We start from the raw sequence: 17,249 nt of genomic DNA, 5'->3' as shown, positions 1-17,249 counted from the left end.
ACGCGCAATGTATGTTGTAACTAAAATCGGAGGTGTAATGGATAAATATAGCCTTATTGGCAGAATGAATATGTGTTTTGCTGAATTGGAACAGGCGTTGGCAGCACTCCACAAGCAGATCCTGCCACTACATCTTCTCGCTGCACGGGTTTTTACCCTGCCGGAAATCGAGAAAGGTAAAGAACATGCAGCGGTAGAACAAATCAGCGTAGAACAACATGTTGGCCAAGCAGCCCGCGATCTGGCATTGGAACATTATCAACGGTTATTTATCCACCATAACCTGCCGCACGTCAGCAGCAAAGCTGCGGTACGCTTGCCCGGCGTGATCTGCCTGGCGGTGGATAACGCCGAATACCTCGCCCTACAGCAGCAAATTGCGCTGATCAACCGCCTGAAAGCCGAACTGGAGCAGATCATCACCGTTGAATCCGGTTTATCTCCAGAACAACGCTTCGACTTTGTGCATACCCGCTTGCATGGCTTAATCACCCTCAGCGCCTATCGCTCGCTGACATTACTGACTAATCCTGATTCCGTGCGCTTCGGCTGGGCCAACAAGCACATCATCAAGAACGTGAAGCGGGACGATATTGTGGCGCAGTTGGAAAAAAGTCTGAAGGCCGGGCGTGCGGTGCCACCTTTTGATCGCGAGCAATGGGCCGAATTGGTCAGCCGCGAAATTGATGATGTCAGTCGCCTGCCACAAAATGCAGTATTGAAAATCAAACGGCCGGTGAAGGTACAGCCGATCGCTCGAGTGTGGTATCAGCAGCAGCAAAAACAGGTGCAACACCCCTGCCCGCTGCCGCTGATAGCCCTATGCCAGTTGGAAGCCGGGGCGAAAGTGCCAAAAATGGGTGAGTTACTCAATTACGATGCGGCAACGGTGAAGCATAAGTACAAGCCGGATGCTCAACCGCTGCGATTATTGGTAAAACGCCTGCATTTGTACACAAACGTGCCGGATTAGCCGTAAAACTTATAAACACGCAGACGATGCCCATCAAGGTCTTCAGCCACAAAGGTATAACCGAAATCCATCTCTACCGGGTGCTGTGCGATCGTCAATCCTTTGGCCTGCCATTGCTGACAGAGCGCATCTACTTGTTCCGCTTGTTCACACAGGAAACTGATCTCCGTCCCACCGCCAACGGCCTTCGCGGCTGGCTCCACGGTGTGCTTCGACCACATCGCCAGCTTGAAGCCGTTACTGAAGACAAACATCGCAAAGGTGGGTGACTTTTCAACAGGTGCAACCCCCAACAGTTGCTGATAGAAGTCAGCGCTTTTTTCCGGGCTATCCACATAAATGATGGTCATGCTTGGCGTTATCATGTTCTCTCCTGGTAATGAAAGGAACCTCAATGTTCCCGATAACTAAAGCCTAAGCTGCCCGACTGTCAGTTTCTGGCAGTAGCCCCATTACGATGAGCAAATCCCTTCGGTTTCGCGCCAGGCTTTCATCAATGCCCGGCGACCGCGCGGATAGCGTTGCGATAACGGCGTTAGCGTGCGGATGCGATCGAGACGGAAATGACGGAAAGAAGCGCGCAGTTCGCACCAGGCTATCAGCACCTGCACCTGTTCAAAGTAACCCATGGCAAACGGCCACAGAGTACGTTCGCTGATATTGCCCGCCTGATCCTGATATTCCACGTTGATCTTGCGTTCAAGGCGGATCACTTCACGGATCAACACCCGGGTTTCATCGGCCACCTTGACCTCCTCCACCGGGCCGATCAACAAGGTGTTGGCGTCGAGTTCTTCCCGCAATTCCTTGGGTAACACTGCGCCAATCTTTGCCAGCGCATTGGTCGCAGCCTTTGCCAACTGGCTGTCGCCTCTGCGCTCAACCCAACGCATCCCCAGCACCAGCGCTTCGGTCTCTTGGGGTGAAAACATCAGCGGCGGCAGCATAAATCCTGGCCGTAATACATAGCCGACTCCCGTTTCACCGGCAATATCCGCCCCCTGCTGCTGCAAGGTAGCGATATCGCGATACAACGTGCGCATACTGATCCCCAGTTCTTGCGCCAGAGCATGCCCCGCCAGCGGATAGCGGTGGCGACGCAGGATCTGCATCAGATCGAGCAGACGTTGGGTTCGGGACATGTATTACTCCTGTTGCATCAACTGTTGAACAAAGTCAGCAAAAGCACGCGCTTTTGCAGAAACCAAGTGTCCACTAGGAAACACCGCCCACAACTCCAGTGGCGGCAGTTGCCATTCGGGTAAAATAGCCACCACAGTGCCGTTGCGCAATTCTGTACGAAACATTCCCTCACAGGCCACCGTTGCGCCAAACCCAGCCATCACCATTTCTCGCACGCACTCCGCAGCGCTGACCCTAACCCGGCCGTGTAACTGGACTTCCTGTTGCTGCTGATGATGCTTGAATACATAGCGTTCAAGCCCCCCGGGCCGCTGGTGGATCACCATTTCATGCTGCGCCAGATCACGCGGTACTTTGGGCATGCCTGCTGCGGCAAAATACGCGGGCGTGCCCAGAACCGATTGCTTTGCCGCCCCTAATTTGCGGGCAGTAAACGAGGTATCCTGCAAATTACCAATGCGCAGAGCGATATCAATGCCCTCTTCAACCAGCCCTAAATGACCTTCATCCAATAACAGATCCATTTCCAGTGCGGGATGGGCATACAGGAATCGCGTAAGATCGGGCAATTCAATCAGCCGGGCAAACACGGCGGCCGAAGCAACTCGTAAACGTCCGCTCAGTGGTTTTCCTGCACCACAAATGGCGAGCTCGGTTTCTGCCACATCCTCCAGAATACGTTTCACCCGCAAATAAAACTGTTGCCCGGCCTCTGTAGGTTGCAGGCCATGGGTGGAACGTAACAGTAAGCGTGACTGCAATTGCTGCTCCAACCGGGCAATAGCTTTTGATACTGCCGGTTGCCCTACATTCAGCCGCCGGGCAGCAGCGGAGAAAGAGCCCGCCTCAAACACGCTGATGTAAGTATTGAAATCAGTAAATTTATCCATTATGCCATTCCTCATTGGAATAACCATTAGTCATATCGCCAATCTACCCTCACAGTAAGGGAATAGGCAAACTGCTGGCATTGCATTTTTTATACCGAGGATATGATGAAACTTCAGGATCAACTTGATGCCTTTAAAGCCGCTTTCGAAGCGGGCAAGCTCGATTTTAACCCTCCGGCCGGGGTGCACGCCTTACTACAGCGTGGCAACGATGAGCTTATCGCTTCCGGCATAGCGGGGAATGCGTTATCGGCAGGCGATATTGCTCCCCATTTCATATTGCAAGACACGCAAGGCAACACCGTCTCATCTGCGCAGTTATTGTCTCAGGGGCCGTTAATCGTCAGCTTCTATCGGGGCCGTTGGTGCCCTTACTGCAATCTGGATCTGCAAGCGTTGCAAGCGGCAATGCCGGAATTCCAGGCACGAGCAGTCAACGTCGTCGCCATCTCGCCACAAACACCGGCTAACGGCCAGATAATGATGCAGGAGCGCACGTTCACTTTTCCCCTATTAGCAGATCCGGGCAATACCGTTGCAGCAGGCTTCGGTTTGAGCTTCAGGCTGCCGGATTACCTTATCGAACTGTATTTACACCGTTTCAATACCAATCTGGCGGATTTTAATGATGATGATGGTTGGATATTGCCGATGCCCGCGCGCTTTGTCATTGCACCCTCCGGTAAAATTGTCTATGCGCAGGTTAGCCCTGATTACACTCAGCGCGCGGATCCACTGGAGTTACTGCCGGAGTTGGAACGGTTGAGGTAAAACAGACAACAGGCGCAGCACCGGCTGCGCCTGAAATATTAAGGCAGGCTATTTCTTCATACTCCCCACCATATCTTCTGGCCGTACCCATTCATCAAACTGTTGCTCGGTGAGATACCCCAGTTTTAACGCAGAGGCTTTCAGCGTCAGCCCCTGTTTGTGGGCATTTTTGGCGATTTCTGCCGCCTTGTCGTAGCCGATGTGCGGATTCAGCGCGGTCACCAGCATCAGCGATTCATTCAGCAACTGGCTGATACGATCGCGATTCGGTTCGATCCCCACCGCGCAATGCTCGTTGAAACTGCTCATGCCGTCTGCCAACAGGCGGACAGATTGCAGATAGTTGTGGATCACCAGCGGGCGGAAGACGTTCAGTTCAAAGTTACCGGAAGCACCGCCGATATTCACCGCCACATCGTTACCCAACACCTGCGCGCACAGCATGGTCATGGCTTCACACTGCGTTGGATTGACCTTGCCCGGCATGATCGAGCTGCCCGGCTCATTTTCCGGGATGGAGAGCTCGCCAATCCCGCAGCGCGGGCCAGAAGCCAGCCAACGTACGTCGTTGGCGATCTTCATCAGCGACGCCGCCAGCCCTTTTAACGCGCCGTGCCCATGCACCAATGCGTCGCAGCCGGCCAAGGCTTCAAACTTGTTGGGCGCAGTAACAAAAGGTTGCCCAGTTAACTCGGCCAAGGCTTTCGCCACTCGCACCGCATACTCGGGATGCGTGTTCAGCCCAGTGCCCACCGCCGTGCCCCCCAAAGCCAGTTCACAAATATGCGGGATGCTGGCTTCGATATGCTTAAGGTTGTGCTCCAGCATAGCCACCCAGCCGGAGATCTCCTGCCCCAGCGTCAGCGGCGTAGCGTCTTGTAGATGGGTCCGGCCGATTTTGACGATATCGTGAAAAGCTACGGCTTTGCTGTTCAACGTCTGGTGCAGCAGCTTCAGTTCAGGGATCAGATGTTCACGCAGCGCGATCACCGCGGCCACGTGCATAGCGGTAGGGAAAACGTCGTTCGAACTCTGGCTTTTATTCACATCATCGTTAGGGTGTACCCGACGCCCCTCACCGCGCTCTCCCCCCAATAACTCACTGGCCCGATTGGCCAGCACTTCGTTGATGTTCATGTTGGTCTGGGTACCGGAACCGGTTTGCCAGACAGACAATGGAAACTCGTTTGAGTGTTGATCGGCCAGCACTTCATCAGCCGCCTGGATAATGGCATTACCCCGCTCGGCAGGCAGCAGCCCTAGATCCATATTGACGCTGGCAGCGGCACGTTTGGTCATGGCCAGCGCGTGAATCAGCGCTGGCGGCATTTTCTCTGAGGATATGCGGAAGTGCTCCAGCGAGCGCTGGGTTTGCGCGCCCCAGAGTTGATTGGCCGGTACTTCGATCGGGCCCATAGAGTCTTTCTCAATGCGAATGCCTGACATTACGGTCTCCTTAGCACAATCCCTAAAGGTTAAGGGGTATCATCAGTATAGCGAGATAATAATTATTCGCATTAAGCGCTTGGCCGCAGGGCATTTTTAGTTATCTCTGCTTGCATGCACCTTGGCCACATTGTTTACTTAGGCAATTTCCTTTAGAAAGCAGGTAGTAATCATGCAAAAAATGACCAATGCGGTACAGAATTACGCATGGGGTAGCGTTGATGCGTTAACTCAGCTTTATGGTATTGCCAATCCAAGCGGCAAACCAATGGCAGAGCTGTGGATGGGTGCTCACCCGAAAAGCAGTTCCCAGATAACCGCTGCCAACGGTGCCCTGCGCTCATTGCGTGATGTGATTGATGAAGACCAGCCAGGGCAACTGGGAGCCAAAGTGGCGCAGCGCTTTGGCGAACTGCCGTTCCTGTTTAAAGTGCTGTGTGCCGATCAGCCACTGTCTATTCAGGTTCACCCGAGCAAGAGTGCCGCAGAAGCCGGTTTTGCCAAAGAGAATGCGGCCGGTATCGCGCTTGATGCCGCAGAGCGCAACTACAAAGATCCCAACCACAAGCCCGAACTGGTGTTTGCACTGACGCCGTTCCTGGCGATGAATGGTTTCCGTGAGCTTGACGACATTGTTTCCCTGTTGCAGCCGATCGCCAGTGCACATCACGATATCGCCACCTTTCTACAGCAGCCGGATACCGCTCATCTTGCAACTCTGTTTGCCAGTCTGCTGGGTATGAGTGGCAAACAGAAAACACTGGCCTTAGGCGTATTGAAAGCGGCCCTGAACAACCAACAGGGTGAACCTTGGGATACCCTGCGCTTTATCGCCGGTTTTTATCCGGAGGACAACGGCCTGTTCTCACCGCTGCTGTTAAATGTGGTTAAACTGGCACCGGGCGAAGCCATGTTCCTGTACGCCGAAACCCCACATGCCTACCTGAACGGCGTAGCGCTGGAGGTGATGGCCAATTCGGACAACGTACTGCGCGCGGGGCTGACGCCTAAATTCATCGATATTCCCGAATTGCTGGCCAACCTGCAATTTCGCCCACAGCCGGCGTCCGGCTTGCTGACTCAGCCAGAAAAACGCGGTAGCGAGCTGTTTTTCCCGATCCCAGTCGAGGATTTTGCCTTCTCTTTGCACGATCTTACCGCCTCAGCGCAGCCGCTGGCGCAAAACAGCGCAGCCATTGTGTTCTGCGTAGCCGGTGAAGCGACCTTAGAAAAACAGGGGCAACAGGTGGTATTGCAGCCGGGTGAATCCTGCTTTATCGCCGCTGTTGAGTCACCGGTTCAGGTCAGCGGAACCGGCCGTGTAGCCCGTGTTTATAATATCTTGGCTTAATCACCTGTAAAATTAAGCAAATTAGTTGCTAAGATGAGTCTGTTACCTCCACAATTAAACGCCTGCGGGCGTTTTTTGCAGGTCTAATTTGCCCATCCATCTATGCGAAATAGGTGGCTAAAGAAAGGATGAATAGAACTATGAAAAAATCGTTAGTCGCTGTCAGCGTCATTGTGGTTCTTGGCGCGGCATGGACCGGAGCCTCTTGGTATACCGGTAAGCTGATCGAGCAACGGATGGGTGAAATGGTGGATAACGCCAACAGCCAGTTGAAAGCTTATCTGCCGAATGCTGGGGTTAAACTAAGCTATGAAAATTATCAGCGCGGGATTTTCACCAGCCATGTGCGCTACGTACTGCGTTCCGATGGCACGATTAAGACCGATAGTGGGCTCTTGAAAGCGGGCGAAGAGTTGGCACTGCTTGAAACCGTCGACCATGGCCCGTTCCCGTTTGCCCAGTTGAAAAGATTCAACCTGATCCCAAGCCTTGCGTCGATCCATACCGAACTGGAAAACACACCGCCAGTCAAACCGCTGTTTGAGATCACCAAAGGCAAATCCCTGTTCACCGCTGATTCGCGCATTGCCTACAGTGGTGATACCTCTTCGGCGATCGACGTGATCCCGGTAGAGTTCCAAAAAGACAAATCTACGCTGAAATTCAGCGGTGCCACCATCAATGCTGACGTGGGTCGTGACCTGAAAACCATCGTACTGGATGGTAACAGTGACAGCACCGTGATCAGCGGCCCCGGCCAATCTGGCCTGATTGAGCAGGTCACGCTGCAAGGCCTGACGCTGAACAGCAATACCCACAAAGGCCAGTTCGATCTGAGCCTGGGTGACCAGAAACTGGGGCTGAAACAGCTGAAAGTCGCCGTTGACGGTAAAGATGTAGTAGCGATGGAAGGCCTAAACCTGGCAAGCCAATTCGATGAGAAAGACACCAAGCTGAACGGCCAGTTCGATTACACGCTGGATGCCGTCAAAATTCAGGGTAACGATTTCGGTTCCGGCAAGCTGTTGCTGAAGATCGATAATCTGGATGGTAAATGGCTGAAAGAGTTCGCCACGCGCTACAATCAAGAAGCCATGGCTCTGTTGCAACAGTCCGAAGCGCTGGATCCCCAAGCCTATCAGCAACAAACCACCGAAATGCTGTTCAAGAATCTGCCGCTGTTGCTGAAAGGCAACCCAACCATCAGCATCGCGCCGCTGAGCTGGAAAAACAGCAAAGGTGAAAGTACCTTTACGCTGAATCTGGATCTGACCGATCCAACGCAGGCTGGTGCCAACGCCGTGTCCCCCGATCAGTTGTTGGCACAATCCGTGAAAAAACTGGACGCAGTGCTGACTATCCCGGTGGCGATGGCAACAGAAACGGTTACGCAAGCGCTCACATTACAGGGCCACGCTGCCGAAGAAGCGCAAAAGGCAGCACAACAGCAAATACAGAGCCTGGCGGCCATGGGCCAGATGTTCAAGCTCACCACGCTGAAAGATGATGTGATCGGCAGTACCTTCCGCTACGCCGATAATCAGGTTGAACTGAACGGTAACAAGATGTCACTACAGGATTTCGTTGGCCTGTTCGGCATGATGGGCAGCCCGGCTGAAGAAGAGAGCACGCCAGCGCAGGATGCCGCGCCGGATCAACCGACTATGGAGAAATAATACTTATGCCAGGGGCCAAGCGTATTGGCCCCTGGCGTATCAATTAAGCACCTATCCCATAAACCGCGTCACGAATCTGTACCGGATATAAACCGCACATCCCTTCAAATGCCGTATTGGTCAACGCTACCACGCTCAGTTGAGCGACCGGATCATAAAACCAGCTATGCCCATACACGCCGCCCCACTGCATAGTGCCGTTATGCTGTGGCGTCGCCGCCAGTGCGGCATCCACCAATATTGCCCCACCGAAACCGAACCCCCAGCCCGGCCCTTGAGTCTCTGCTTCGGCCCCAACGTGCGGCATACGCATTAGCTTGGCCGTTTCTGGCTGCAAGATCCCCTCGCGACCATGGCGCAACACTTCCACCAGCCGTAATACATCATCAGCATCCCCAACCAGGCCAGCGCCTGCGGAAGGATAAACATAGCGGTCAAAAGCACGGGAAGGCGCCAGTTCCAGATCAACAATACCCTGATCGGATAAGCTGAGCAGAATACCGTTATGCATCGGTAGCGGGTGCGGTTCTGCGTTGTAATATGCAATAGCCAGGTTATTGGGATCCTCCGCATAAAAACCAGTATTGCGCAGCTCCAAAGGTTCACTGACCCATTGCGTGAACAACGCTGGCAGCGGCATTCCTGCCACTTTCTCCAGCACCGCCCCCAACACATCGATGGCCAGTGAGTAATTGAATGTGCTCCCCGGTGCAGCCTGTAGCGGGGCATCGGCCAACCGACGCAGGTTTTGTTCCAACGTCAATGCAGACATTTCCATACCGTCCTGAATGCCTAAACGGTGATAAGGCCCGTCCGCAGGCTGCTTAAAACGGTAATCCAGGCCAGCAGTGTGGGTCAATAAATGGCGGATGCGGATCTCCGGCTGGCGTCCATCGGGCAACGCGGGGGTGAACCAAGGCAGCCAGCGGCTTACCGCATCATCAAGATTGAGCCGTTGCTGCTCCACCATGCGCATCGCTACCAGCGTGATATAAGGCTTGGAAACCGAAGACAGCCGAAACTGGCTGCTACGTCGCATCGGGCGCTGCTGTTCCCGATCGGCATAACCACTGGCTCCGGCGTAAATCACCGCTCCTCGGTGCGCCACCAGCACCACACTGCCCACGATGCGGCCTTCGGCGATCGCCTGTTGGTTCACTGCTTCTATCCGTTGTGCTAACGCCTGATCCATTCCCGTTCTCCTTTTAAGGTAATGAAATCAGTCTAAGGTTTTCATTGTTAAATAAAACAAGCTAAAATTTAATAAATCATTAAGCAGGAATTACTGATAGATGAGTTCGTTACTGCAATTGCTCCCATTTTTTGAAGCTGTCGCCAGATTGGGGAGTTTTACCCAGGCGGCCAATCATCTAGGTGTCACTCCTCCTGCCGTTTCACAGAATATCCAGGCATTGGAGGCTCGCTTAGGGATACGCCTGTTCAACCGTACCAGCCGTTCTGTCAAACTGAGTGATGAAGGCCGGGCGTTTTATGAAAAAGTGGTGCCTGCCATGAGCCAGATTGACATAGCAGCAGAAGATGCACGCTCCCTGCATGGCAAGCCTGCGGGGCTATTGCGCATCACCCTGCCGCAGTTGGCCGCATCCATGCTGGTGATGCCGCATCTGTCAGAGTTTCAGGCGCGATATCCGGAGGTGCAATTGGAATTGTTTACTGACGATCGTTTTTCTGATCTGGTGTTGGACAGTTTTGACGCAGGCATTCGTATGTATCAAATGTTGCAAAAGGATATGGTTGCCGTACCTATCGATAACGGCCTGCAGCGGATATCTCTTGCTTCCCCCGACTATCTCGCGCGCTACGGTGAGCCGCAAACACCACAGGACTTATCCCAGCATAACTGCCTGCGTTACCGTTTTCCTGGCAGTGGCAAACTTGAGCCTTGGTATTTCAAATGCGACGGAGAACACTTCACGTTAGAAGTTAGCGGGCGATTAATCTTCAACGAAAATCGTTTAATTAAGGACGCTGCGATAGCAGGGTTGGGCATTACCCAACGCTTCCGCAACGCTGTGCAGCCCGAGCTGGAAACTGGGCGACTGGTGGAGATCCTGCAAGACTATATCAGTGATCTCCCTGGCTTCTTTATTTACTTTCCCACTGGGCGACATATGCCGCTCAAGCTACGGGTATTTATTGACTTCATGCGCGAAAAACGCGCACAGCAAATCACGCCAATCCGCGTTTGATCAGCGTGGGTGGCAGGATCACGCTTTCTGGCGGTAATCGCTTAGCTCTGATCTAACGCATCCAGTCGTTTGTAATAAACCAGAGAAAATACGGTAACAATAACAATCCAACTGCTGGCCAGGACAAGAAGGATCCATGCACTGGCACCGATAAATACCGCGACAAGGCCAAGCAAACCGCTGGCCACCATCACTCGTGCAGAAAGACGGTGGGTGGCGTACCAGACTCGCTCGCTGGCCAAAGTCCACGGAGTTCTAATCCCTACATAGAAATTACGTTTAACTTTACCCATTGGGTTACCCAGCAGGATTAACAGCAGGAATACGCCGACATAGATCGTGCGTTGTATTTCCAACGTGTTCGTCAATATTGCATGCAGCACTGCGGCGTAAAAAAGACCAAATATACCGACGAGCACAACGATAAAGTAGGAATACGTCGCCTTGAAGGAGGCAAGTCCAAAGCGTTTGGGCGAGAACCAAGGCAGGCACAGTCCAAGAATTAACATCATACCCATGAGTCCCGGCCCCAGTAGATATAACATAGCGCGCGGACCATATTTGTCGGGCATGCCATTAAAATTCCAGTGCACTGGGATCGATGCAGGCAGGTCAGGGTAGTACATCAGTGTGGCCATTGCGGCGGCTACGATCAGCAGCAGGCAAACAAGGATATGTATTTTTTTCATATGTTTCCTTTATCTTTGGTTCGACATGTTAGATCCATCGCCCATGCAACCATATCTTGTACTACCGTCGTATTAAGGCCGTACCAGATAGTCTGCCCGTCACGCCTCCGCGTGATTAGATCCGCATTGACCAACACCGAAAAGTGATGGGACATCGTTGACTTGGTCATATTGAAGTGATGGGCTAATTCACCGGCCGTTAACTCCTGGTGGCGCAGCAGGTGTAAGATTTCCCGGCGCGTAGGATCCGCAATGGCCTTAAAGACGTCGTTCATAAATTTTATAGCCCATCTTATTTCGATATGTATCTAATTATATACTCATCGAAATGTAAAGAAAATAGACAAGGCGGTAAAATAATAGACATGGGATATGTCGGATAAGCACAGCCAGAAGGCTGTCAATGAAATGAGTTTAAGGTTTTACCGCAGCAGATCATGCCGATCCACGTTTGATCAGCGTAGGTTGCAGGATCACGCTCTGCGGTGGTAATCCGTCATCACCAATACGTTGCAGCAAGCGTGCAGCGGCGCTGCGCCCGACCTCACGGGCAGAACTGGAGATAAAAGTGAGCGGCGGTTCGGTCAGTTCGGCTTCCGGCACATCGCCAAAACCGATCAGCGCCACCTGTTGGCCGTAGAAACTGTCCATCCCTTCCGAACCAATGCTGCGGCCGCTGCGCACAATGCCGAAGTAGGCCCCCAGAGCCACCGACGCTTTATGGCACACCAGCGCGCTGATATTGGGGTATTGGCGCAGCAGATTCTCTGCTGCTTCCGCCGCCGAACGCTGGTGGCAATCGCACTCGACGATCCACTCAGAACGGAACGGCAGGCCGTATTGCACCAGCGTGGCACAGAAACCGCCCAAGCGTTCAGCACGCGTCAGGGAATCGCTTTGCCCGCCAAGATAGGCGATCTGGCTGTGGCCACGTTTGATCAAGAATTCGGTGGCCATCTTCGCCGCTTGCATGTTATCCGGTCGCACCACGTCAACGCCTTCCAGACCGTTAGAGCGCGCCGCACAGACCAACGGCACGCCCTGCTCTTCGGCCTTCTCTTTCAGGCCGCTGGCTGAACGCACGCCACCTGCCAGCACCATCCCATCAACGCCTTGTGCCAACAGGGTATCGAAACAGCGCATCAGCCCTTTACCTTCGCGCCCACTTTGCGTCAGGAACAGCACTTTGCCGTTAGCTTCCAGCACTTCACTCAGCCCGGCGGTCATTTCGGCATAAAATGGCTCGCAGATATCACGCAGGATCAAGCCAATCACCCCCGATTCCCCACCGCGCAGCGTGGCCGCCTGGCGGTTACGGACATAGCCAAGCTGCTCGATCGCCTGATTCACACGGTTCATGGTCGCAGAAGAAATACGCCCCTTGCCGCTCAGCACCAAAGAGACGGTGGTCACGGATACACCGGCCAATTGTGCAACGTCGGTGATGGTGATCTTTTTGATAGTCATAGCCTCTGCAAAACAATTATCTGGCGACAAAGGGTATACCGAATCATTCTCTTCGGTAAAACGTTTTACTGGTCTTGCCATTGTCACCGCAAAGCATGGTGCATAATTGTGATTAGCGGCGCATTTTTGCTAGGTAAAACGTTTTATCTTATTTTTACCTAAACTGGGTACACACAACATTGCATGCTTTTTCGCCAGGAGTCGTCGGTTATGCCAGCGTCCAAAAAACAAAAAATTACGCTTTGGGAGTTTTTCCAAAGCCTGGGCAAGACATTTATGCTGCCCGTCGCGCTACTTTCCTTCTGCGGCATCATGCTGGGGATCGGCAGTTCATTAAGCAGCCGTGACGTTATCACCCTGCTGCCGTTTATCGGCCATCCGATCTTCCAGTTGATCTTCACCTGGATGAGCAAGATCGGTTCGTTCGCCTTCAGCTTCCTGCCGGTGATGTTCGCCATTGCCATCCCACTGGGCATGGCGCGCGAGAACAAAGGCGTGGCCGCGTTCTCTGGTTTTGTCGGTTTTGCGGTACTGAATCTGGCCACCAACTTCTACCTGACGACCGTTGGCATCCTGCCCTCCAGCGATCCGCTGGTGCTGAAAGCCAACAACATTCAAAACATCCTGGGGATCCAGTCGATCGACACCGGGATCCTCGGCGCGGTGATCGTCGGTATCATCGTTTACCTGCTGCATGAGCGTTACAACACCATCCGCCTGCCGGATGCGCTGGCGTTCTTCGGCGGTACTCGCTTTGTGCCGATCGTCACTACCGTGGTGCTGGGCCTGTGCGGCCTGGTGATCCCGCTGATCTGGCCGTGGTTTGCCGCCGGTATCAACGGCTTGGGGCGGATGATCAACGGGGCCGGTGTGTTCGGGCCGATGATTTTCGGCTCTGGCGAACGTTTACTGCTGCCATTTGGTTTGCACCACATTCTGGTGGCACTGATCCGCTTTACCGAAGCGGGTGGGACGCTGGATGTCTGTGGCCGCGAAGTCAGCGGTGCGCTGACCATCTTCCAGGCACAGCTCTCTTGCCCAACCACCCAAGGCTTTGCTGAAAGCGCTACCCGCTTCCTGTCGCAGGGTAAAATGCCCGCCTTCCTCGGCGGCCTGCCAGGTGCTGCGTTGGCGATGTACCACTGTGCCAAACCAGAAAACCGCCATAAAATTAAGGGCCTGCTGATTTCTGGCGTAGTGGCCTGTGTGGTAGGCGGCACGACTGAGCCGATCGAGTTCCTGTTCCTGTTCGTCGCCCCGTTCCTGTACCTGATCCACGCCGTTCTCACCGGCCTGGGCTTCACCGTGATGGCTGTGCTGGGCGTCACCATCGGTAATACCGATGGCAATATCATTGACTTCGTGGTGTTCGGCATCCTGCACGGTACTGCCACCAAGTGGTATCTGGTGCCGGTTGTAGCAGCCATCTGGTTCGCCACCTACTACGCCATTTTCCGCTTCTCCATCCAGCGCTTTAACATCAAAACGCCAGGGCGTGAAACTGAAACCACCGCTACCCAAAGCGCCCCCGTTGGCGCAGTCGGCAAATCCGGCTATAACGTTCCGGCGATCCTGGCTGCGCTAGGCGGCAAAGAGAATATCGTCTCACTGGATAACTGCATTACCCGCCTGCGTATGTCAGTTAACGACATGAGCAAAGTGGATGATGCCGCGCTGAAAGCCAACCGTGCCATCGGCGTGGTTCATCTCAATGAGCATAATCTGCAGGTGGTGATTGGCCCGCAGGTACAATCGGTGAAAGATGAATTAGACTCACTGATAGCCACAGCTTAATTCCCTCTCCGGGCGCAGCCTGCTGCGCCCCAATCCGGAGCTACACATGTTTGATTTTTCCACCCCGGTCGATCGTCACGGTACCTGGTGTACCCAGTGGGATTACATTGCTGACCGGTTTGGCTCAGCCGATCTGCTGCCTTTCACCATCTCCGATATGGATTTCGCCACCGCCCCCTGCATTCTCGACGCCCTGCAACAGCGCTTACAGCATGGCGTGCTGGGCTACAGCCGTTGGCAGCACGAAGACTTTCTCGGTGCAGTGCGGCATTGGTATCAGCAACGTTTTAACGCGCCTATTGATACCTCGATGGCGGTTTATGGCCCCTCGGTGATTTACATGGTGGCGCAGTTGATTCGCCTGTGGTCGGCACCGGGAGAATTCGTGGTCACCCACACCCCCGCCTATGATGCGTTTTACAAAGTGATCCTCGGCAACCAGCGCCAAGTACTGCCATGCCCACTGCACAAAGTGGATAACGACTGGCAGTGCGATATGGCGCATCTGGAAGCCTTGCTGGCACGCCCGCAGACCAAAATTCTGCTGTTGTGCAGCCCGCAGAACCCAACCGGAAAAGTGTGGAGCCAGCAGGAACTGGAACAGATGGCCGAACTGTGCGAACGCCACGACGTGAAGGTGATCAGCGACGAAATCCATATGGATATGACCTGGGGCACACAGCGCCATACGCCATGGAGCCAAGTGGCCACTTCGCCATGGGCGCTGCTGACTTCCGGTTCCAAGACGTTCAACATTCCGGCGCTGACCGGCGCTTACGGCTTTATCAGCGATGATAACTCGCGTGAAAGTTATACCCTGGCGCTGAAAAGCCGCGACGGGCTCTCTTCTCCGGCCGTGCTGGCAGTCGCCGCCCACATTGCCGCCTATCGTCATGGTGAGCCTTGGTTGGATGCGTTGCGCGACTATCTGCAAGATAACCTCACCTACGTTGCCGAGCGGCTCAATCAAGCCTTCCCGCAATTAAACTGGCAACCTCCGCAGGCCACTTATCTGGCATGGATCGATTTGCGCCCATTGGGCATTGACGATCGCCAGTTGCAGCAGGTGCTGATCGAGCGCGAAAAAGTTGCCATCATGCCAGGCTTTACCTATGGCGAAGAAGGCCGTGGTTTCCTGCGTTTGAACGTGGGTTGCCCGCGCAGCAAAGTAGAAGCCGGGATGGATAAGCTGATCGCTGGGCTGACGTTTGTGTTGGAAAACCAATAGCAACACATTCGGGATAATGCTAAAGGCTGCGCACTCTCCCCCAAGGTTGTCTCTTGTTCACACAATTGAGACAAGGGCATGAGTGTTTATTTATGTTGCGTTCATTCGGCAATAAAGCGAACGCGCCCGAGCAGGGGGCCAAGAAAGCTCCCTGCCTTGTACTGCACCTCACTCCACCACAGAGCATGTGGCTCAATTTATACCCCCCTTAGCCGGGCGGCATCCGCTCGAATGCCTGTAACGAGGAATCAATGGCGTCCCACGCCAGCCCACGGCAGCTGTAGGTGAGCCCCTGCGGTGCGAAGCGCTCTGGCTCATCTAGGCTACCGGCAGGGACAGCGATCAGATCCGGCATCGCAGCAAAGCGCAGGTAGACCAGCGTTCCGCAGACCGGGCAGAAGGCGTGGTTCTTCACGTTGCCGTTGTCGCCCGCGACCTCCCAATGCTTCGCCTCGCCCGTGATCGTCATTTCCGACCGCGTGGGAAAGGTCAGCCAGGAGCCGTGCCCGGTGCCACTTCGCCGCTGGCAGTCGCGGCACTGGCAGTGGTTCTGAAAGACAGGTGCGTGCCTGGCCGCGTAGCGGATCTCCCCACACGCGCATCCGCCTGTGTAGGGTTCGGTCATGAACGCCCCTCGCTTGAGGTTGTCTTCGGTTTGGCGAAGACGTCAATGCCATGCCCGGTTTCCAGCAGCGACTTCAGGCTGGAAAGAACAATTGGCCAGCCCTGCTGGATGCCCGTGGCCATGCTGCTGCCAGCTTCAAGTTCATCGTGGGTGACGGTCAGACGCACCATCTCGTCATAAGCCTCGATGTCGAATCTTACACGGCTGATGCTAGATGGATTACTGGCCTGGGTGGGGCTCGACCAGGTGATGACCAGACGTACCGGTGGCACCACCTCAACCACCTTACCCACAATATCGACCGTGCGCTGCTCGTTGGCGCGCACATGCTCCCAGCTCGACCCGGTCTTCCAGTCAGAGACGTTCTCGTAGCCCCAGTAGCGCTGCGCGATCTCCGGTTTAGTGATGGCTTCGAACACCTTTTCTGGCGTTGAGCGAATGTAGGTCACATAAACGAAACTTGTCTTCTCTTGGCTCATCATCATTCTCCTTCAAGTTCTTTCTTCAGGTCGTACAGCAGGCTAAGCCGCTGACGTTCGAATTTACGTACCCACCGCTCATAGACATCGTGCAGCGGCACCGGATTGATGAAATGCAGCTTCTCCCGGCCCCGCCAAACCGTGCTCACCAGACTGGCCGCCTCCAGAATCCCGATGTGCTGGGTGACCGACTGCCGCCTCATGTCCAACTGCTCGCAGAGCTGGCCCAGTGTCTGCCCATTGCTTTCGCACAACAAGTCGAGCAGTTTTCTGCGTGTCGGGTCGCCCAGCGCCTTGAAAACCTTGTCAGCATCCATTCGTTATCTTTGTGCCTAAGCTGTGAAACGTGAGGGATTATATGCAGGCAATCACCTGCATGTCAAATCATCACCTTTTGCTACCCGCATAAACGGGTGTAGAGGCAAAATCAGCCCATTTTTGTGATTAATATCTTTTTTTTATGCAACGTGATGGCAATTTTCATTGTTTTGTTTTTATACTGATACG

General features: G+C 54.0%; 18 protein-coding genes. 7 read left to right on the top strand and 11 right to left on the bottom strand.

Annotated elements, in window-relative coordinates; translation table 11 throughout:
* Positions 1-37: 37 nt before the first annotated feature.
* Positions 38-973, top strand: a complete 936-nt coding sequence (gene tus, locus AC2A1E_RS03915; RefSeq protein ID WP_484382651.1) for a DNA replication terminus site-binding protein — start codon at positions 38-40, stop codon at positions 971-973.
* Here tus and AC2A1E_RS03910 read toward each other — a convergent pair.
* The 3 genes from AC2A1E_RS03910 to AC2A1E_RS03900 form a co-directional block, all read right to left on the bottom strand.
* Positions 970-1,338, bottom strand: coding sequence for a VOC family protein (locus tag AC2A1E_RS03910; RefSeq protein ID WP_459398539.1), 369 nt, complete (start codon positions 1,336-1,338; stop codon positions 970-972). The two genes, tus and AC2A1E_RS03910, sit on opposite strands and share 4 nt — an antisense overlap.
* Before the next feature lie 87 nt (positions 1,339-1,425).
* Positions 1,426-2,115, bottom strand: a complete 690-nt coding sequence (locus tag AC2A1E_RS03905) for a helix-turn-helix transcriptional regulator (RefSeq protein WP_484382650.1) — start codon at positions 2,113-2,115, stop codon at positions 1,426-1,428.
* Positions 2,116-2,118: 3 nt separating this feature from the next.
* Positions 2,119-3,006, bottom strand: a complete 888-nt coding sequence (locus AC2A1E_RS03900) for a LysR family transcriptional regulator (RefSeq protein ID WP_484382649.1) — start codon at positions 3,004-3,006, stop codon at positions 2,119-2,121.
* 102 nt (positions 3,007-3,108) lie between these two features.
* On the opposite strand from AC2A1E_RS03900, the gene AC2A1E_RS03895 reads away from it, so the two are divergent.
* On the top strand, positions 3,109-3,777 hold the full coding sequence (locus AC2A1E_RS03895) for a peroxiredoxin-like family protein (protein ID WP_484382648.1): 669 nt from the start codon (positions 3,109-3,111) through the stop codon (positions 3,775-3,777).
* Positions 3,778-3,825: 48 nt separating this feature from the next.
* Here the strand turns inward: AC2A1E_RS03895 and fumC are convergent, their stop codons facing one another.
* Positions 3,826-5,223, bottom strand: a complete 1,398-nt coding sequence (gene fumC, locus AC2A1E_RS03890; RefSeq protein ID WP_484382647.1) for a class II fumarate hydratase — start codon at positions 5,221-5,223, stop codon at positions 3,826-3,828.
* A 172-nt stretch (positions 5,224-5,395) separates the two neighbouring features.
* On the opposite strand from fumC, the gene manA reads away from it, so the two are divergent.
* Together manA and AC2A1E_RS03880 are read left to right on the top strand one after the other, a co-directional pair.
* The gene (gene manA / locus AC2A1E_RS03885; RefSeq protein WP_484382646.1) at positions 5,396-6,574 is read left to right on the top strand and encodes a mannose-6-phosphate isomerase; all 1,179 of its coding nucleotides are present in this window, start codon (positions 5,396-5,398) and stop codon (positions 6,572-6,574) included.
* 140 nt (positions 6,575-6,714) lie between these two features.
* Entirely contained in the window at positions 6,715-8,250 is a 1,536-nt protein-coding gene (locus AC2A1E_RS03880; protein ID WP_484382645.1) for a YdgA family protein, read from the top strand.
* 43 nt (positions 8,251-8,293) lie between these two features.
* Here AC2A1E_RS03880 and AC2A1E_RS03875 read toward each other — a convergent pair whose 3' ends face one another.
* On the bottom strand, positions 8,294-9,442 hold the full coding sequence (locus tag AC2A1E_RS03875; protein WP_484382644.1) for a serine hydrolase domain-containing protein: 1,149 nt from the start codon (positions 9,440-9,442) through the stop codon (positions 8,294-8,296).
* A 100-nt stretch (positions 9,443-9,542) separates the two neighbouring features.
* Here AC2A1E_RS03875 and AC2A1E_RS03870 point away from each other — a divergent pair, with 100 nt between their 5' ends.
* Positions 9,543-10,460: a LysR family transcriptional regulator gene (locus tag AC2A1E_RS03870; RefSeq protein ID WP_484382643.1), complete on the top strand. Its 918-nt coding sequence runs from the start codon at positions 9,543-9,545 to the stop codon at positions 10,458-10,460.
* 41 nt (positions 10,461-10,501) lie between these two features.
* On the opposite strand, the gene AC2A1E_RS03865 is transcribed toward AC2A1E_RS03870, so the two are convergent.
* The 3 genes from AC2A1E_RS03865 to AC2A1E_RS03855 form a co-directional block, all read right to left on the bottom strand.
* The gene (locus AC2A1E_RS03865) at positions 10,502-11,149 is read right to left on the bottom strand and encodes an SdpI family protein (RefSeq protein ID WP_484382642.1); all 648 of its coding nucleotides are present in this window, start codon (positions 11,147-11,149) and stop codon (positions 10,502-10,504) included.
* On the bottom strand, positions 11,146-11,424 hold the full coding sequence (locus AC2A1E_RS03860) for an autorepressor SdpR family transcription factor (RefSeq protein WP_459398547.1): 279 nt from the start codon (positions 11,422-11,424) through the stop codon (positions 11,146-11,148). The genes AC2A1E_RS03865 and AC2A1E_RS03860 overlap by 4 nt, the downstream gene beginning before the upstream one ends.
* Before the next feature lie 160 nt (positions 11,425-11,584).
* A complete protein-coding gene (locus AC2A1E_RS03855; RefSeq protein ID WP_484382641.1) occupies positions 11,585-12,616 on the bottom strand; it encodes a Mal regulon transcriptional regulator MalI in 1,032 nt (343 codons plus the stop codon).
* A gap of 210 nt (positions 12,617-12,826) precedes the next feature.
* On the opposite strand from AC2A1E_RS03855, the gene malX reads away from it, so the two are divergent.
* Together malX and AC2A1E_RS03845 are read left to right on the top strand one after the other, a co-directional pair.
* Entirely contained in the window at positions 12,827-14,410 is a 1,584-nt protein-coding gene (gene malX / locus AC2A1E_RS03850; protein WP_484382640.1) for a maltose/glucose-specific PTS transporter subunit IIBC, read from the top strand.
* A 46-nt stretch (positions 14,411-14,456) separates the two neighbouring features.
* Positions 14,457-15,638 carry a MalY/PatB family protein gene (locus tag AC2A1E_RS03845; RefSeq protein ID WP_484382639.1) on the top strand — a complete coding sequence of 394 codons (1,182 nt, stop codon included), beginning with the start codon at positions 14,457-14,459 and terminating at the stop codon, positions 15,636-15,638.
* Between the two features lie 208 nt (positions 15,639-15,846).
* On the opposite strand, the gene AC2A1E_RS03840 is transcribed toward AC2A1E_RS03845, so the two are convergent.
* Genes AC2A1E_RS03840 through AC2A1E_RS03830 form a run of 3 tightly spaced genes read right to left on the bottom strand, consistent with a single transcriptional unit; the run spans position 15,847 to position 17,059 of the window.
* Positions 15,847-16,263, bottom strand: coding sequence for a GFA family protein (locus AC2A1E_RS03840; protein WP_484382638.1), 417 nt, complete (start codon positions 16,261-16,263; stop codon positions 15,847-15,849).
* Positions 16,260-16,748 (bottom strand): SRPBCC family protein, encoded by a 489-nt coding sequence (locus tag AC2A1E_RS03835; RefSeq protein WP_484382636.1) that lies wholly within the window; start codon positions 16,746-16,748, stop codon positions 16,260-16,262. The genes AC2A1E_RS03840 and AC2A1E_RS03835 overlap by 4 nt, the downstream gene beginning before the upstream one ends.
* The gene (locus AC2A1E_RS03830; RefSeq protein WP_484382635.1) at positions 16,745-17,059 is read right to left on the bottom strand and encodes an ArsR/SmtB family transcription factor; all 315 of its coding nucleotides are present in this window, start codon (positions 17,057-17,059) and stop codon (positions 16,745-16,747) included. The genes AC2A1E_RS03835 and AC2A1E_RS03830 overlap by 4 nt, the downstream gene beginning before the upstream one ends.
* Between the last annotated feature and the right edge of the window lie 190 nt (positions 17,060-17,249).

Source organism: Serratia sp. HNCC26DJ206, assembly GCF_057180605.1.
The sequence above is the reverse complement of the archived record's forward strand: the minus strand, read 5'-3'. Positions and strand labels throughout refer to the sequence as shown.

Coding starts and splice junctions, on each gene's coding strand:
- tus (WP_484382651.1), top strand. CDS start 38: ATGGATAAATATAGCCTTATTGGCAGAATGAATATGTGTTTTGCTGAA.
- AC2A1E_RS03910 (WP_459398539.1), bottom strand. CDS start 1,338: ATGATAACGCCAAGCATGACCATCATTTATGTGGATAGCCCGGAAAAA.
- AC2A1E_RS03905 (WP_484382650.1), bottom strand. CDS start 2,115: ATGTCCCGAACCCAACGTCTGCTCGATCTGATGCAGATCCTGCGTCGC.
- AC2A1E_RS03900 (WP_484382649.1), bottom strand. CDS start 3,006: ATGGATAAATTTACTGATTTCAATACTTACATCAGCGTGTTTGAGGCG.
- AC2A1E_RS03895 (WP_484382648.1), top strand. CDS start 3,109: ATGATGAAACTTCAGGATCAACTTGATGCCTTTAAAGCCGCTTTCGAA.
- fumC (WP_484382647.1), bottom strand. CDS start 5,223: ATGTCAGGCATTCGCATTGAGAAAGACTCTATGGGCCCGATCGAAGTA.
- manA (WP_484382646.1), top strand. CDS start 5,396: ATGCAAAAAATGACCAATGCGGTACAGAATTACGCATGGGGTAGCGTT.
- AC2A1E_RS03880 (WP_484382645.1), top strand. CDS start 6,715: ATGAAAAAATCGTTAGTCGCTGTCAGCGTCATTGTGGTTCTTGGCGCG.
- AC2A1E_RS03875 (WP_484382644.1), bottom strand. CDS start 9,442: ATGGATCAGGCGTTAGCACAACGGATAGAAGCAGTGAACCAACAGGCG.
- AC2A1E_RS03870 (WP_484382643.1), top strand. CDS start 9,543: ATGAGTTCGTTACTGCAATTGCTCCCATTTTTTGAAGCTGTCGCCAGA.
- AC2A1E_RS03865 (WP_484382642.1), bottom strand. CDS start 11,149: ATGAAAAAAATACATATCCTTGTTTGCCTGCTGCTGATCGTAGCCGCC.
- AC2A1E_RS03860 (WP_459398547.1), bottom strand. CDS start 11,424: ATGAACGACGTCTTTAAGGCCATTGCGGATCCTACGCGCCGGGAAATC.
- AC2A1E_RS03855 (WP_484382641.1), bottom strand. CDS start 12,616: ATGACTATCAAAAAGATCACCATCACCGACGTTGCACAATTGGCCGGT.
- malX (WP_484382640.1), top strand. CDS start 12,827: ATGCCAGCGTCCAAAAAACAAAAAATTACGCTTTGGGAGTTTTTCCAA.
- AC2A1E_RS03845 (WP_484382639.1), top strand. CDS start 14,457: ATGTTTGATTTTTCCACCCCGGTCGATCGTCACGGTACCTGGTGTACC.
- AC2A1E_RS03840 (WP_484382638.1), bottom strand. CDS start 16,263: ATGACCGAACCCTACACAGGCGGATGCGCGTGTGGGGAGATCCGCTAC.
- AC2A1E_RS03835 (WP_484382636.1), bottom strand. CDS start 16,748: ATGATGATGAGCCAAGAGAAGACAAGTTTCGTTTATGTGACCTACATT.
- AC2A1E_RS03830 (WP_484382635.1), bottom strand. CDS start 17,059: ATGGATGCTGACAAGGTTTTCAAGGCGCTGGGCGACCCGACACGCAGA.